This window comes from Pseudomonas fluorescens (genome assembly GCF_001648775.1).
GTDB lineage: Bacteria > Pseudomonadota > Gammaproteobacteria > Pseudomonadales > Pseudomonadaceae > Aquipseudomonas > Aquipseudomonas fluorescens_M.
In genome coordinates this window covers 314,891-330,450 of record NZ_LVEJ01000002.1, presented here as the reverse complement: position 1 = coordinate 330,450, position 15,560 = coordinate 314,891, and the positions used below count along the sequence as shown (strand labels likewise).

13 protein-coding genes are annotated in these 15,560 nt (G+C 59.4%); 7 read left to right on the top strand and 6 right to left on the bottom strand.

Features of this window, described 5'->3' with window-relative positions:
* The first annotated feature begins 75 nt into the window (after positions 1–75).
* The 7 genes from A8O26_RS04340 (at position 76) to A8O26_RS04310 (ending at position 5,764) form a co-directional block, all read left to right on the top strand.
* Positions 76–1,065 (top strand): alpha/beta fold hydrolase, encoded by a 990-nt coding sequence (locus A8O26_RS04340; protein WP_064116926.1) that lies wholly within the window; start codon positions 76–78, stop codon positions 1,063–1,065.
* Positions 1,066–1,292: 227 nt separating this feature from the next.
* Positions 1,293–1,784, top strand: coding sequence for a ribonuclease E activity regulator RraA (gene rraA / locus A8O26_RS04335; RefSeq protein WP_064116925.1), 492 nt, complete (start codon positions 1,293–1,295; stop codon positions 1,782–1,784).
* A gap of 22 nt (positions 1,785–1,806) precedes the next feature.
* Positions 1,807–2,802, top strand: a complete 996-nt coding sequence (locus A8O26_RS04330) for a zinc transporter ZntB (protein ID WP_064116924.1) — start codon at positions 1,807–1,809, stop codon at positions 2,800–2,802.
* A gap of 63 nt (positions 2,803–2,865) precedes the next feature.
* Complete coding sequence (locus A8O26_RS04325) at positions 2,866–3,114, top strand: hypothetical protein (protein ID WP_008076827.1); 249 nt, start codon at positions 2,866–2,868, stop codon at positions 3,112–3,114.
* Positions 3,115–3,116: 2 nt separating this feature from the next.
* Positions 3,117–3,941, top strand: coding sequence for a mechanosensitive ion channel family protein (locus A8O26_RS04320; RefSeq protein ID WP_064116923.1), 825 nt, complete (start codon positions 3,117–3,119; stop codon positions 3,939–3,941).
* A 90-nt stretch (positions 3,942–4,031) separates the two neighbouring features.
* The gene (gene sigX / locus A8O26_RS04315; RefSeq protein WP_064116922.1) at positions 4,032–4,622 is read left to right on the top strand and encodes an RNA polymerase sigma factor SigX; all 591 of its coding nucleotides are present in this window, start codon (positions 4,032–4,034) and stop codon (positions 4,620–4,622) included.
* Positions 4,623–4,729: 107 nt separating this feature from the next.
* Entirely contained in the window at positions 4,730–5,764 is a 1,035-nt protein-coding gene (locus A8O26_RS04310; protein WP_064116921.1) for an OmpA family protein, read from the top strand.
* Positions 5,765–5,834: 70 nt separating this feature from the next.
* Here A8O26_RS04310 and cobA read toward each other — a convergent pair whose 3' ends face one another.
* The 6 genes from cobA to A8O26_RS04280 form a co-directional block, all read right to left on the bottom strand.
* Positions 5,835–6,581, bottom strand: a complete 747-nt coding sequence (gene cobA, locus A8O26_RS04305) for a uroporphyrinogen-III C-methyltransferase (protein ID WP_064116920.1) — start codon at positions 6,579–6,581, stop codon at positions 5,835–5,837.
* Positions 6,582–6,594: 13 nt separating this feature from the next.
* Entirely contained in the window at positions 6,595–9,309 is a 2,715-nt protein-coding gene (locus A8O26_RS04300; protein ID WP_064116919.1) for a nitrate reductase, read from the bottom strand.
* Entirely contained in the window at positions 9,309–9,626 is a 318-nt protein-coding gene (gene nirD, locus A8O26_RS04295; protein WP_064116918.1) for a nitrite reductase small subunit NirD, read from the bottom strand. Before nirD ends, A8O26_RS04300 begins: the two co-directional genes overlap by 1 nt.
* Positions 9,623–12,076, bottom strand: coding sequence for a nitrite reductase large subunit NirB (nirB, locus tag A8O26_RS04290; RefSeq protein WP_064116917.1), 2,454 nt, complete (start codon positions 12,074–12,076; stop codon positions 9,623–9,625). The genes nirD and nirB overlap by 4 nt, the downstream gene beginning before the upstream one ends.
* A gap of 422 nt (positions 12,077–12,498) precedes the next feature.
* On the bottom strand, positions 12,499–14,157 hold the full coding sequence (locus A8O26_RS04285; RefSeq protein WP_064116916.1) for a bifunctional protein-serine/threonine kinase/phosphatase: 1,659 nt from the start codon (positions 14,155–14,157) through the stop codon (positions 12,499–12,501).
* Positions 14,158–14,164: 7 nt separating this feature from the next.
* Positions 14,165–15,376, bottom strand: coding sequence for a nitrate/nitrite transporter (locus A8O26_RS04280; RefSeq protein ID WP_064116915.1), 1,212 nt, complete (start codon positions 15,374–15,376; stop codon positions 14,165–14,167).
* Positions 15,377–15,560 lie beyond the last annotated feature (184 nt).

The window sequence follows — 15,560 nt, the reverse complement described above, 5'->3', positions numbered from 1 at the left end:
CCCACAGGAGGCGGGCTTTGAGATTGAAGTAGGGCGGGCTCCTGTAGATGCCGCCCTTTTTTGTGCAAGAGCATTATGCAAAGCAGCAGCAACCTATTTCCTGTCGCCCTGATCAGCGCCGAACGGCGTGGCGATCTGAGCGAAGACGTTTATCGCTTGAAACCCGGCAACAGCCCGGACTGGTCCGTGGAGATCGCCGTCACCCGTCTGGGTATGGCCGACGACTCGGCACCTCGCGGTGTGCCAGTGATTCTGCTGCACGGCAGTTTTTCCAATCGCCGCTTCTGGTTTTCACCCAAAGGCCTGGGCCTGGGCGCGTATCTGACGCGTCTGGGCTACGACGTGTGGATTCCGGAGATGCGCGGCCATGGCTTGTCGCAGCGCAACGAGGAATACCGCCGCAACCGTGTCGCCGACTATGCCCGTTACGATCTGCCGGCGATTGCCGCGTTCGTGCGTGAGCAGAGCGGGCAGATTCCGCACTGGATCGGCCATTCGCTGGGCGGCATCACCTTGGCCGCCGCGCTGGGTGGCGAATACCTTGGCGAGCCTGCGGTGGCTTCTGCCGCGTTTTTCGGCACACAGGTCAGCCGCACGTATTGGCCGTTGAAAATCCCGCCGGTGGAGTGGAGCGGGCGCTTTATCCTCAAGCGCTTTGCGCAACTGTCGGGTTCGCGCCTCAAGCGTGGTCCGGAAGATGAGCCGATCGGCCTGGCGCTGGAAAGCATGCGCTGGTACGGCTTGTTCGGCCGCTTTGGCGACAAGGACAAGGATTGGTGGGCCGGTCTGGCCGATGTTCAGGTGCCGGTGCTGGCGGTTAGCGCCGCCGGCGATCATCAGGATCCGGCCTGGGCCTGTCGCAAACTGTTCGAGCAGATCGGTGCCGAGCACAAGCAATTCATCAACCTGGGCCGCGAGCAGGGCTTCAACGATAATTTCGGCCATGTTGAAATGTTGGTGAGCAAAGCGGCGCAGACTGAGGTGTGGCCGCTGGTGGCGCGCTGGTTGAATGATCAGCACACGCCGTTGCTGGGCGAGAAACCCGACCTGGCTGCGGCGATCTGAGTGCGAAGGCCTTGAAATGGGCATTTCGTTCAGGTTGGCTTGCGGCTAAGATATGACGAATTGTGCGGTTCTGGTCATATTCGGTGGCAGTTTAGCGATTACGTTTCAGCGTTTGTTCAGGTTCATTCAGCGAACATTCAATGAGCTAAGGTAAACAGCGACCACCGGAACTCGTCTCTTCAGAACGCGGCATCCTTGATCGTCTTGCTTTTTACAGGAGTTTTTCGATGAACCATTACCTTACGCCTGACCTGTGCGACGCCTATCCGGAGCTGGTGCAGGTGCTGGAACCGATGTTCAGCAATTTCGGTGGCCGTGATTCGTTCGGCGGCGAGATCGTGACCATCAAATGTTTCGAAGATAACTCGCTGGTCAAGGAGCAAGTGGACCTGAAGGGTCATGGCAAGGTGCTGGTCGTCGATGGCGGCGGGTCCCTGCGTCGAGCGCTGCTGGGCGACATGCTCGCCGAAAAAGCTTCGAAAAACGGTTGGGAAGGCCTGGTGATCTACGGCTGCATTCGTGACGTCGATGTGATCGCACAGACCGATCTGGGTGTACAGGCCTTGGCCAGCCACCCGATGAAAACCGACAAGCGCGGCATCGGTGACCTCAATGTCCCGGTGACGTTTGCCGGTGTGACGTTCCACCCGGGCCACTATATTTATGCGGACAACAACGGCGTGATCATCTCGCCGAGTCCGCTGAAAATGCCTGAATAAGAATTTCGACAAAGGGATGCGGATGTTCGAGGAAGAAAACGCGCAATGGGGGCTGGTGCATGCCCTGGTGCTGGATGGTAAAGGCGGTGCGCGTTCGATAGCCCGGACTGAGCTCGACGATTTGCAACTGCAGGCGCATGAAAGCCTGTGGCTGCATTGGGATCGTAGCCATCCGCAAACCCAGACCTGGCTGCGCAAATCCAGCGGCCTCAATGAATTCACCTGCGACTTGCTGCTGGAAGAGAACACCCGGCCGCGCCTGTTGCCGTTGCCCGATTCCGAGCTGCTGTTGTTCTTGCGCGGGGTCAATCTCAACCCGGGCGCCGAGCCGGAAGACATGGTCTCGGTGCGCATTTTCGCCTCCGCCCAACGGGTTATTTCCCTGCGTTTGCGGCCATTGCGCGCCACCGATGAGCTGTTGGCTCAGTTGGCGGACGGCAAGGGTCCGAAAACGGCCTCTGAACTCATCCTTTATCTGGCGCAGTTCCTCACCAACAAGGTGCAGGATCTGGTCACGTGCCTCTCGGAAATCGCCGATGAGGAAGAAGAAAAGATGGATGCCGACGAACGGTATACCCCCGAGCATGGCGCCATTTTGCACATCCGTCGGCGGGCTGCCGGGCTCAAGCGTTTCCTTGCGCCGCAGCGGGATATTTTCGGGCAGATGACGCGGATAAAACTGCCGTGGTTTGTCGATGACGACGCCGATTACTGGAACGAATTGAACAACAGCCTGACCCGCTACCTCGAAGAGCTCGAATTGACCCGAGAGCGCGTGGGGCTTGTGCTGGAGGCCGAAGACCGGCGCTTGAGCGAGCGCATGAATCGCACGATGTACCGCTTCGGGATCATCACCTGCATCTTTTTACCGATGAGTTTCATCACCGGTCTGTTGGGTATCAACGTCGGCGGAATTCCGTTCTCCAGCAGCCCTTATGGTTTCCTGATCGCCTGTTTGACCGTGCTCGCTCTGGCCTTCGGTCAGTGGTGGTTATTCCGTCGTTTGCGCTGGGTCTGAAAATGGCGCATGTGACCCAAGCAAATTTGCCCGCGTCTTTCACAGACATCACGAGAGGTGCGTATGCACGATCCGTTTGAACAGTCTTTGCGCGACATGCTCAACGCCTCGCCGTCCAGCCGCGACGACGATGCCTGTCTGGGCCGCGTACTCAAAACCGCCAACCGCCAGGTCGGCGCCGGTGATCTGTTCAGCCTGCTGGGCCGCTGGCTGCCCGCGCTGATGATCGCCTTGAACAACGGATCGGCCCATGTCTCGCCGGTTTCCCGTCTTCGTAAACCTACCGCTCGCACTGCTGATAAGGCTGATTGAATATGGAACTCGACCTCTGGACTCAGAGCCTCGTCACTGCAATGACTGCGTTGTGGACCAAAGTAGCCAACTTCATTCCGAACCTGTTCGGCGCACTGGTCGTGCTGCTGTTGGGTTTCGTCGTGGCCAAGCTGCTCGATACCTTACTGTCCAAGCTGCTCGCCAAACTCGGTCTTGATCGCCTGATGGGCGGTACCGGGCTGACCAAATTGATGTCGCGCGCCGGGTTGCAAGTTCCGATCTCGACTCTGATCGGCAAGATCGTTTACTGGTTCGTCCTGCTGATTTTCCTGGTTTCTGCAGCAGAATCCCTTGGCCTTGAGCGAGTTTCGGCTACGCTGGATATGTTGGCGCTCTATTTGCCGAAAGTATTCGGCGCGGCGCTGGTGTTGCTGGTAGGTGTTTTGCTCGCGCAACTGGCCAACGGTTTGGTGCGCGGCGCAGCAGAAGGCGTAGGCCTGGACTACGCTTCGGGGTTGGGGCGCATTGCGCAGGGGCTGGTCATCATCATCAGCCTCTCGGTTGCGATCAGTCAGCTCGAAGTCAAAACCGACCTGCTGAACCATGTGATTGTCATTGTATTGATTACCGTTGGTCTGGCGGTTGCGCTGGCCATGGGTTTGGGAAGCCGGGAAATTGCCGGTCAGATTCTTGCGGGAATCTATGTGCGTGAGTTGTATCAGGTTGGGCAACAAGTGCGTGTTGGCGAGGTCGAAGGCCAGATCGAAGAGATCGGCACGGTTAAAACCACATTGCTGACCGATGAGGGTGAGCTAGTCTCTCTCTCCAATCGGATCCTGCTGGAACAGCATGTGAGTAGCCGCTAACCCGGCAAACCCTGCTAATGTATGCCGCCGCAAAATGCCAGCTGACGCTGGCTGCGGCGGACATTGACCTGACTGTCGGCACGACTTGTTTTGAATAAAGCCCAAACGCTATCCACGCGCTACGACCCCCGCGAGCTCTCTGATGAGGAGTTGGTCGCGCGCGCGCATACCGAGCTGTTTCACGTAACGCGTGCCTATGAAGAACTGATGCGCCGTTACCAGCGAACATTATTTAACGTTTGTGCGAGATATCTTGGGAACGATCGCGACGCAGACGATGTCTGTCAGGAAGTCATGTTGAAGGTGCTGTATGGCCTGAAGAACTTCGAGGGTAAATCGAAGTTCAAAACGTGGCTCTATAGCATCACGTACAACGAATGTATTACGCAGTATCGGAAGGAACGGCGAAAGCGTCGCTTGATGGACGCATTGAGTCTTGACCCCCTCGAGGAAGCGTCCGAAGAAAAGGCGCCGAAACCCGAGGAGAAGGGCGGGCTTGATCGCTGGCTGGTGTATGTGAACCCGATTGACCGCGAAATTCTGGTGCTACGATTTGTCGCAGAGCTGGAATTTCAGGAGATCGCAGACATCATGCACATGGGTTTGAGTGCGACAAAAATGCGTTACAAACGTGCTCTAGATAAATTGCGTGAGAAATTTGCAGGCATTGCTGAAACTTAGTTCAGCGCAAATATCTCTTACGTGTAGGCAAGTTCTGATAGACTTGCCGCCGAGTTGTCCCCCGGTTTGCGGGACTGCTTCACAATCACCAGATGGGGATTTAACGGATGAAACTGAAAAACACCTTGGGCTTGGCCATTGGTTCTCTGATTGCCGCCACTTCGTTCGGCGCTCTGGCACAAGGCCAAGGCGCAGTTGAAATCGAAGGCTTCGCAAAGAAAGAACAATTCGACAGCGCTCGTAACTTCAAGAACAACGGCAACCTGTTCGGCGGTTCGGTCGGTTACTTCCTGACCGACGACGTTGAACTGCGTCTGGGCTACGACGAAGTGCACAACGTGCGTTCCGACGACGGTCGTAACATCAAGGGCGCGAACACCGCTCTGGACGCTCTGTACCACTTCAACAACCCAGGCGACATGCTGCGTCCATACGTATCGGCTGGTTTCTCCGATCAGAGCATCGGTCAGAACGGTTCCGGCGGTCGTGACCGCTCCACCTTCGCCAACGTTGGCGCTGGTGCCAAGCTGTACTTCACCGAGAACTTCTACGCCCGTGCTGGCGTTGAAGCTCAATACAACATCGACCAGGGCGACACCGAGTGGGCTCCTAGCGTCGGTATCGGTGTGAACTTCGGTGGCGGCTCCAAGCCTGCTGCTGCTCCAGTTCCAGCACCAGCTGAAGTCTGCTCCGACAGCGACAACGACGGCGTTTGCGACAACGTTGACAAGTGCCCAGACACCCCAGCCAACGTAACTGTTGACGCTGATGGCTGCCCGGCAGTTGCTGAAGTTGTTCGTGTTGAGCTGGACGTCAAGTTCGACTTCGACAAGTCGGTTGTGAAGCCAAACAGCTACGGCGACATCAAAAACCTGGCTGACTTCATGAAGCAGTACCCATCCACCACCACTACTGTTGAAGGTCACACTGACTCCGTCGGTCCTGACGCTTACAACCAGAAACTGTCCGAGCGTCGTGCAAACGCCGTTAAGCAAGTTCTGACCAACCAGTACGGTGTTGAATCGTCCCGCGTTCAATCTGTTGGCTACGGCGAATCCCGCCCAGTTGCTGACAACAAAACTGAAGCTGGCCGCGCTGTAAACCGTCGCGTAGAAGCGCAGGTTGAAGCTAAATCTAAGTAATTAGATGCCGCTCTGAGAAAAGCCCGGCTCAGGCCGGGCTTTTCTTTGCCTGCGATTTGGCTTTCGAAAACTACGCAGCCCCTGTGCAGGCTGCGATCCGTTGATCTTCAACAACAGCCGCCACCGCGCCGATCACCAGAATCGCCGGGCTTTTCAATCCAAACGCACACGCATCAACACTCATGCGCGACAGATCACTCCGGCATTCGCGCTGCTGCGGCAATGACGCATTCTCGATCATCGCCACCGGCGTATCCGCTACCATCCCGCCCGCCAACAACTGATCGCGAATCTCGCCCAGCTTCGCCACGCCCATGTAAATCACCAGCGTCGTGCCGCCTTGCGCCAGCGCCTGCCAGTTCAATGGGCTGTCGTCCTGGGTATGCGCAGTCACCAGGGTCACCCCACGCGCCACGCCCCGCAGTGTCAGTGGAATATCACACTGCGTTGCCCCGGCCAGCCCGGCGGTGATGCCGTTGACCAGCTCCGCTTCAACACCACGCTCACGCAGCCACTGCGCCTCCTCTGCGCCACGGCCGAAAATGCACGGATCGCCGCCCTTCAGCCGCACCACGCATTTGCCTTGGCGGGCGTAACGCAGCATCAATCGATGGATAAACGCCTGCGGCGTTGAGCGGCAGCCGCCGCGTTTACCCACGGCAATAATGCGCGCGCCGGGGCAGTGTTCCAGTACCGCAACGTTGACCAGATCGTCGATCAGCACCACATCGGCTTCGCGCAAGGCGCGCACCGCTTTGAGGGTCAGCAGTTCCGGATCGCCGGGGCCTGCGCCTACCAGCCAGACTTTTGCATTCATGCTGCTTTCCTCATCAGATGACGGCGACCGGCTGCAACTCGGCAGCCAGCAAGCGTTTTATTTCCGGGACGCACGAGCCACATTGCGTGCCGCAGCCCAATTGATTTTTCAAACCCTGCAGATCCAGCCCTTGGCGAATGCCGTCGCAGACCGCGTTTTGGCTGACGTTCTTGCAATTGCACAGGGTTTTATCCGCAGCGATCTGCGTCCCGGCACTGCCCGGCGGAGCACTCATCGGTGCCAGCAGCCAACGCCTTAGCTGGTCATCGGCGCGACCTTCCAGCCACAACCCTTGCAGCCAGTGCCGGGCGAGGGTTTCGCCGGCCAGGCGAAGCGCGGTAATGCGACCGTTTTCAATACGTACGCGCTTGCCAATGGCACGGCGCGGATCGTCATAGGCCAAAACAGGGCCATCGATCAGCGACAGGCATTGGTCGATCTCACCGAGCAATTGCGCATCAGGCGCCTCGCTGCTGGCAGCGCGTATCAGCAATGCCGATCGTTCACGTCCGACAAGGCTGAGACTCACGTAGGAAAATGCCTCACAGAGCGGCCGTAGCGTCTCGAAATGCCGTTGAACATCGCCCTCGATCAGTGCGAAAAGCTGCCATGGCAGATTGACCGGCTCCAGACGCACACCGCTGTGTTTCAGTTCCGGTTGTTTCGACAATGGATCAAAGGCCGACAGGGTCAGGCTGTTCACGCCGCCCTTGAGAAAGCGGTCACCCCAGTGCATCGGTAAAAAAGCCTGACCCGGGCGCACGCTGTCATCGCTGCCGACCGCGACAATCACCGCGCCGCGACGACTTTTCAGATTGACCAGATCACCCGGCTGCAAGCGCTGCCGGCGCAGTTCGTCCGGGTGCAGGCTCAACACCGCCTCGCTGACATGCCCGAACAGTTGCGCCGCGGTACCGGTGCGGCTCATACCGTGCCACTGATCGCGCAGGCGGCCAGTGATCAACGTCAGTGGAAAGCGTGCGTCGCGCTGTTCTTTGGCGGCGCGATAGGGGTCGGCAATGAACTGCGCGCGCCCACTGACCGTAGGAAAAATACCGTCCTCATACAGGCGTGGCGTGCCTTCGCGGGCACCGACAGGGAAGGGCCATTGCTGCGGCCCGATTTCGTCGATCAGCGCATGACTGATCCCGGACAAATCCAGATCCCGCCCACGTGTCAGTCCTTTGAATTCATCGAACAGCTGCGACGGTTGATTGAACGAAAACAGGCTCGGCTCAGCGGGGCGCAGACGTTTCTCCAGACGCTGTGCGAAGTCCACGGTAATCGCCCAATCCGGCCGCGCGTCACCCGGTGGGAGAATGGCTTTGCGCACGTGAGAAATTCGCCGCTCGGAATTGGTCACCGAGCCTTCCTTCTCGCCCCAAGTTGCGGCGGGTAGCAGGAGATCGGCGAACGCTGCGGTTTCGGTGGTGCGAAAGGCTTCTTGCAGAACCACAAACGGGCAGGCCTCAAGCGCTGCTCGCACCGAATGTTGATCCGGCATTGATTGCGCAGGGTTGGTGCAAGCAATCCACAGCGCCTTGATCTTGCCACTGCGCACCTGCTCAAACAGTTCGATGGCGCTGAGGCCGGTGCTCTCCGGCAATTGATCGACGCCCCAATAAGCCGCCACCTCGGCGCGATGTTCAGGGTTGGCTGCCTCGCGGTGACCGGGCAACAAGTTCGACAAGCTGCCGGTTTCGCGCCCGCCCATGGCATTCGGCTGACCGGTAAGGGAGAAAGGTCCTGCACCCGGCCGGCCGATTTGCCCAGTGGCCAGGTGCAGATTGATCAACGCACTGTTCTTCGCGCTGCCGGCCGTGGACTGGTTCAAACCCATGCACCACAGCGACAGAAAACTTGGCGACGTGCCGACCCATTCGGCGCACTGCTGCAGTTGCTCGACACTGATCCCGCACAGCTGCGAAACCATTTGCGGGGTGTAATCGCGCACCAGATTTTTCAGCTCGGCCAGACCTTCGGTGTGCGCCGTGACGAAGTCGCGATCAATCCAGTCTTCCCACAACAACAGATGCAAAATCCCATGAAACAAGGCGACATCAGTACCGGGCAGAATCGCCAAATGCAGATCGGCGAGGTCACAGGTGTCGGTTCGGCGTGGATCAATGACGATGACTTTCATCTGTGGGCGGCGGGATTTTGCCTCCTCCAGTCGACGAAAAAGTACCGGATGGGCGTAGGCCATGTTACTGCCGACAATCATCACGCAATCGCTGAGTTCCAGGTCCTCATAACTGCACGGCGGGGCATCGGCGCCGAGACTGCGCTTGTAGCCGACCACGGCTGAAGACATGCACAGGCGTGAATTGCTGTCGATATTGTTGGTGCCGACCAGCGCCCGCGCGAGTTTGTTAAAGGCGTAGTAGTCCTCGGTCAACAGTTGCCCGGAGATATAGAACGCCACGCTGTCCGGACCGTGCTCGCTGATGGTTTCGGCGAACACGTTGGCGGCGTGTTCCAGTGCGGTGTCCCAATCGCTGCGGCTGCGTGCCAGGCCTTTGCCCAGACGCAGTTCCGGGTATAGAGCGCGGGCCGCGAGGTCGCCGGTCAGGTGCAGGGTCGAACCTTTGCTGCACAGTTTGCCGAAGTTGGCCGGATGCGCCGGATCGCCGCTGACGCCGAGGATGCGCTCGCCGTCATGCTCGATCAGCACGCCGCAGCCGACCCCGCAGTAACAGCAGGTCGAGGCGGTCGTCTGGCGGTTCATCAGCTGGCGTCCCGCAGGGCCAGTTGCACGCGACCATTCTCGACCCGTGCCGGGTGATGGTGCGCGCAGCCGATGTCCGGCGCCTGAGCTTCGCCGGATTCAAGGTCGATCTGCCAGTTGTGCAGCGGGCAGGCGACGCGTTTGCCGTAGATCAGGCCTTGCGAGAGTGGTCCGCCCTTGTGCGGGCAGCGGTCGTCGAGGGCGAAAACCTCATCGTCGCTTGTACGAAAAATCGCGATGTCGCCTTTCGGCCCGGCAATGATCCGTGAACCGAGGGCGTTGATTTCTTCGAGGGCGCAGATATCCAGCCAGTTCATGCTGGCACCTCCAGATTTTTCACCGGGATCACGTCGAATTCTTTCTTCAGTTGCGGCTGGGCCAGGCGTTCTTTCCACGGGTCCTGCTCGAACGAAAGCGAGAATTGCAGGCGCTCGTTCAGGGCTTTGCGGCGCTCGGGGTCTTCCAGCACGGCTTTCTTGATGTGCTCCATGCCGACCCGTTGCAGGTAGTGCACGGTGCGTTCGAGGTAGAAGGCTTCTTCGCGATACAGCTGCAGGAAGGCACCGTTGTACTCGCGCACTTCTTCGGCAGTTTTAAGCTTGACGAAGAATTCGGCGACTTCGGTTTTGATCCCGCCGTTGCCGCCGATGTACATCTCCCAACCGGAATCGACGCCGATGATTCCTACGTCTTTAATTCCTGCTTCCGAGCAGTTGCGTGGGCATCCGGAGACCGCCAGTTTCACTTTGTGCGGCGACCACATGTTGAACAGGTCGTGCTCAAGCTCGATGCCCAGTTGTGTCGAGTTTTGCGTGCCGAAGCGGCAGAATTCGCTGCCGACGCAGGTCTTCACGGTGCGGATGGATTTGCCGTAGGCATGCCCGGACGGCATGTCCAGGTCTTTCCACACGCCGGGCAAGTCCTGCTTCTTGATGCCGAGCAAGTCGATGCGTTGCCCGCCGGTGACCTTGACCATCGGCACGTTGTACTTGTCGGCGACGTCGGCAATCCGCCGCAGTTCTGACGGATTGGTCACACCACCCCACATCCGTGGCACCACCGAATAAGTGCCGTCCTTCTGGATATTGGCGTGCGCACGTTCGTTGATCAGGCGTGATTGCGGGTCGTCCTTGGCTTCGCCGGGCCAGGTGGAAATCAGGTAATAGTTGAGGGCCGGGCGGCACGTTGCGCAGCCGTTCGGCGTGCGCCAGTTGAGGTAGCTCATGGTGCCGGAGATGGTTAGCAGATGCTGTTCGCGAATCGCTTGGCGAATCTGGCCGTGGTTGAGGTCGCTGCAACCACAGATGGCTTTTTCGCTTTTCGGTTTGACGTCCGCCGCGCCGCCGACGGTGTTGATCAGGATCTGCTCGACCAGCCCGGCGCACGAGCCGCAGGAGCTGGCCGCCTTGGTGTGTTTCTTCACCTCATCGACGCTGAACAGGCCGTGTTCCTGAATGGCTTTGACGATGGTGCCCTTGCACACGCCATTGCAGCCGCAGACTTCGGCGGTGTCGGCCATGACCATGGCTTTGTCCTGGCCCTGATGTCCTACATCGCCTAATGCATTTTCTCCGAACATAAGGTGATCGCGGATCTCGCCGATGGCGTGATTCTCACGAATCTGGCGGAAATACCAACCGCCATCTGCCGTATCGCCGTACAGACAGGCGCCGACCAGCACGTCATCCTTGATCACCAGTTTTTTGTACACACCGCCGATCGGGTCGGAGAGGGTGATCGTTTCGGTGCCTTCACCGCCCATGAAGTCGCCAGCGGAAAACAGGTCGATGCCGGTGACTTTCAATTTGGTCGAGGTTACTGAGCCCTGATAACGGGCGAAGCCCAATTGTGCGAGGTGGTTGGCGCAAACCTTGGCCTGCTCGAACAACGGCGCGACCAAGCCGTAGGCAATGCCGCGATGGCTGGCGCATTCGCCGATGGCATAGATGCGCGGGTCATAGGTTTGCAGGGTGTCGTTGACCAGAATCCCGCGATTGCACGGGATGCCGGCCTTCTCAGCGAGTTCGGTGTTAGGACGAATACCGGCGGCCATTACCACCAGATCAGCGGGGATGATGTCGCCGTTCTTGAATTGCACCGAGCCGACCCGGCCATTCCCGGCGTCGTGCAGGGCTTGGGTCTGTTCGCACAGACGGAAATGCAGGCCACGGGATTCGAGGGCGCTTTGCAGGAGCTGGCCGCTGGTTTTGTCCAGTTGCCGCTCCAGCAACCACTCACCGATGTGCACCACAGTGACGTGCATGCCGCGCAGCATCAGGCCGTTGGCGGCTTCGAGACCGAGCAGGCCGCCACCGATGACCACCGCGTGTTTGTGGGTTTTCGCGGTGTCGATCATCGCTTGGGTGTCGGCGATGTCGCGGTAACCGATCACGCCTTGCAGGGTGTTGCCGGGGATTGGCAGAATGAACGGCGTCGAGCCGGTGGCGATCAACAGGCGATCGTATTCGGCCTCGCTGCCATCCTCGGCGATCACCCGGCGTTTGACCCGGTCGATTTCCACCACTTTGCGGTTGAGCAACAACTTGATGTTGTTTTGCAGGTACCAGTCGAGGTCGTTAAGGACGATCTCTTCGAAGGTCTGCTCACCGGCCAATACCGGCGAGAGCAGGATGCGGTTGTAGTTGGTGTGCGGTTCGGCGCCGAAGACGGTGATGTCGTACAGCTCGTTGCTCAGTTTGAGCAGTTCTTCGAGGGTGCGGACCCCGGCCATGCCGTTGCCGATCATCACCAGTTTGAGTTTTTTCATCAGGTTCTCCGGGGAGCTGCGGCTGGCCTCTTGTGGGCAGTCAGGCCTTGCTCGAGAAATTTTGCGCAAACAAAAAAAGGCGTCCCGCTAGTTGCCTAGCGAGGACGCCTTTGTCCTGGTCCCGTTCTCTCGGGAAGCGCAGCCTTCGTCGTTGAAGGTTGGGCTTTATGTGTGTGTTGAGTGGGGTAATGCAGTGGTTGTGCCAAGTGGGGGCGGTGGCGGGTTTATTGGGATTTGGCAGGTTTTGAGGGTGATTTTTTGCACCGAATCGAAGCGGATTGCTCGTTTGTGGGGCATTCAGGCAGGTGGATTTGTAGTGATTGGACGGGCGCCTTCGCGAGCAAGCTCGCTCCCACAGGGGATCTGTGTCGTCCATAAATCCTCTGTGGGAGCGAGCTTGCTCGCGAATGGCGCGACGCGGTTCAACTGTGAAACAACAAAGTCAGCAGCACCACATTTCCCAGCAATGCCAATAACGCCATCGTCCGCCACACCTTCAAAGGCTCACGCTCCAGTAACGGTCTGGGCCGCACGCTCAAACTGCGCCGCTCCCCCTGTTCCAGCACCAGCAACCACTCTTCAGCCGTTTCAAAGCGTTGCTGGGCATCCGCCGCCACCCCGCGTTCCAGACTCTGCGCCAGCCATTCCGGCAAATCCGGCCGATAACGACTGGCACTCACCGGCAGACCAAAGCGCGGCCGTTGAAACGCTTCAATCTCGCCATAGGGAAAATGCCCGGTCAGCAGGAAATACAGGGTCACGCCGAGCGCATACAAATCCTGCTGCGCACTCGGCGGATCACCGCGAAACGCTTCCGGGGCGATGTAGCTCGGGGTTCCCGGCAACGTCGACGGCGCGTCTTCGGACAAGCCTGGGCAATACGCCAGGCCAAAATCCAGCAGGCGCAATTCGCCGTCATCGCCCCAATGCAGGTTTTCCGGTTTGATGTCGCGGTGCAGAATTTGTCGCCGATGCAGCAGGCCAACCGCGCGCAGCAAACGCTCGGCGATATCCTGCCATTGCGCCAAGGGTAGAGCCGTGAACTGTGCCAAGGTTTTTCCGGAATATTCGCGCATCACGTAGTACAAATGCTGACGCTGGCTGCCCGTGTGGACTTCAGGAAAATGTCGCCCGGCCACCCGCTTGAGGAACCATTCTTCCGACAACAAGGCTTGCCCGGCTTGTGGATCATCCGCCAGCCGCGCAGGCAAGGTTTTCAGCAACCAAGGCTGGCCCTGAACGTCGACAACCCGATACAGCAGCGACTGCTGACTCTGAGCGACAACCCCCTGCACCTGCCAGCCTTCGAACATCTGCCCGGGTTTCAGCGGTGGCGGCAATGGCCATTGCTGCAAATGAATCAGCGCATCACCAATATTCGCCTCACCGACAGCATCGACCCGCACCAGCAATGCACTGGCATTGTCCTGACTCCCGGCCAGATGCGCCGCGTTGACCAGCGTTTGCGCAGCACTGCTCAGATCCGGCTGGTCACGCAGAATCGCCGCAATCGCGGTGTCACCCAACGTCGACCAGACGCCGTCGCTGAGCAGTACAAAGCTTTCGCCTTCACGCAGTTCGCCATCAAGAAAGTCCAGCACCAGATGCTGATCCAGCCCCAGTGCACGCTTGAGCACATGCTGCATGCCCGGCTGATCCCAAACGTGATCTTCACTGATCCGTCGCAAGCTGTCGGCATGCCAGCGATACACCCGGCAATCGCCGACGTGAGCAAGGGTAAAGCGCCGACCACGCATGACCAAGGCACTGACCGTGGTGAGCAACGGCTGGCCACCGCCATTGGCCTGCAACCAGCGATTTTGCGCGAGCAGCAGGCGATCCAGTGCCTGCGCCACGCTCCAGGTTTGCGGCGTGGCGTAGTAGTCGAGCGCCAAGGCTTGCAAGGTTGAACGCGCTGCGAGTCCGCCATCGACGCATTGGCTGACGCCATCGGCGATGGCGAACAGAAAACCCTTGCTCGCCGCCAGCGCCGGAGCGGGCGTTACCAGGCGCACAGCGTCCTGATTTTCCGCACGCGGACCGGTGGCGCTGGCTTCGGCAAAGCTCAGTTGCAGGGCCATCGACGCTTCAGACCCGCGCCGCTGTCACCGCTGCCGAACCCCAAGTGGTTCTCCAGCGACGCTTGACGCCGTGCAGGCCAAACCACGCCAACACGCCAAGGCTGGCGAACAACCACAGGGCCAGTTGATAGCTGCCGGTGCTTTGTTTGATCGCGCCCATGCCCGCCGCCAAGGCAAAACCGCCGATACCGCCGGCCATGCCGATCAAACCGGTCATGACGCCGATCTCCAGACGAAAACGCTGCGGCACCAGTTGAAACACCGCGCCGTTGCCTGCGCCCAGACCGAGCATGGTGCAGACGAAAAGTGCCAGCGCGGCGTAGGAACTTGGCAGGTTGAAGCCCACAGCAGCGATGCAAATGGCGGCCACCGTGTACATCGCCAGCAAGGTGCGGATGCCTCCGAAACGGTCAGCCAGGGCGCCGCCCAACGGCCGCATCAAACTGCCACCGAACACGCAGGCGGCGGTGTAGTAACCGGCGGTTACCGGGCTCAAACCGTATTGATCGTTGAAATAGCCGGGCAGGGCGCTGGCCAGACCGATGAAGCCGCCGAAGGTGACGCTGTAGAAAAACATGAACCACCAACTGTCACGGTCGCCCAAGGCTTTGAAGTAGTCGGTCATGGCTTTGGCTTTTGGCCGCTCAGGGGCGTTTTTCGCCAGCCAGGCGAACAACACCAGCGTCAGGATCAGCGGGATCAGAGCGAAGCCGAAGACATTGCTCCAGCCGAACGCAGCGGCCAGTACCGGTGCGAGCAGCGCGGCGAACACGGTGCCGGAGTTGCCCGCGCCAGCAATGCCCATGGCTTTGCCTTGATGCTGCGGCGGATACCATTGCGACGCCAATGGCAGGGCGACGGCAAACGAGGCGCCGGCCATGCCGAGGAACAGGCCGAGCAGCAGGGCTTGTTCATAACTGTGGATGCCGAGTTTCCAGGCACCGAACAGCGCACAGATGACGATGACCTGACCGATCAGCCCGGCGGTTTTCGGCGATAACCGATCGGCGAGCATGCCCATCACGAAACGCAGCACCGCACCGGCGAGGATCGGCGTGGCGACGACGAGACCGCGTTGTTGCGTGGTCAGGTGCAGGTCGGCGGCAATCTGCACCGCCAGCGGGCCGAGCAGGTACCAGACCATGAAGCTCAGGTCGAAATACAGGAAGGCCGCGAACAGGGTCGGGGTGTGGCCGGATTTCCAGAAGCTTGAATTCATCGCGCACCTCAGCTGAAAAGAGTCTCGAAAGGAGTCGTGCAACAGCAAGTGGAGCGCCGCCACGGCCGCACCACCGGCCCCGAGCTGTGGGGCCAAAACGCAAAAACGCCGCTACCTGATGCGCCGGTTGGGCGAACGGGTGAGCGACGTCTTTGTCGTGGGTGGGGCAACCGCCGTTGGTTAC

Excerpts from the sequence above, each read along its gene's own strand:
- A8O26_RS04340 (WP_064116926.1), top strand. The coding sequence starts at position 76 with ATGCAAAGCAGCAGCAACCTATTTCCTGTCGCCCTGATCAGCGCCGAA.
- rraA (WP_064116925.1), top strand. The coding sequence starts at position 1,293 with ATGAACCATTACCTTACGCCTGACCTGTGCGACGCCTATCCGGAGCTG.
- A8O26_RS04330 (WP_064116924.1), top strand. The coding sequence starts at position 1,807 with ATGTTCGAGGAAGAAAACGCGCAATGGGGGCTGGTGCATGCCCTGGTG.
- A8O26_RS04325 (WP_008076827.1), top strand. The coding sequence starts at position 2,866 with ATGCACGATCCGTTTGAACAGTCTTTGCGCGACATGCTCAACGCCTCG.
- A8O26_RS04320 (WP_064116923.1), top strand. The coding sequence starts at position 3,117 with ATGGAACTCGACCTCTGGACTCAGAGCCTCGTCACTGCAATGACTGCG.
- A8O26_RS04310 (WP_064116921.1), top strand. The coding sequence starts at position 4,730 with ATGAAACTGAAAAACACCTTGGGCTTGGCCATTGGTTCTCTGATTGCC.
- cobA (WP_064116920.1), bottom strand. The coding sequence starts at position 6,581 with ATGAATGCAAAAGTCTGGCTGGTAGGCGCAGGCCCCGGCGATCCGGAA.
- A8O26_RS04300 (WP_064116919.1), bottom strand. The coding sequence starts at position 9,309 with ATGAACCGCCAGACGACCGCCTCGACCTGCTGTTACTGCGGGGTCGGC.
- nirD (WP_064116918.1), bottom strand. The coding sequence starts at position 9,626 with ATGAACTGGCTGGATATCTGCGCCCTCGAAGAAATCAACGCCCTCGGT.
- nirB (WP_064116917.1), bottom strand. The coding sequence starts at position 12,076 with ATGAAAAAACTCAAACTGGTGATGATCGGCAACGGCATGGCCGGGGTC.
- A8O26_RS04285 (WP_064116916.1), bottom strand. The coding sequence starts at position 14,157 with ATGGCCCTGCAACTGAGCTTTGCCGAAGCCAGCGCCACCGGTCCGCGT.
- A8O26_RS04280 (WP_064116915.1), bottom strand. The coding sequence starts at position 15,376 with ATGAATTCAAGCTTCTGGAAATCCGGCCACACCCCGACCCTGTTCGCG.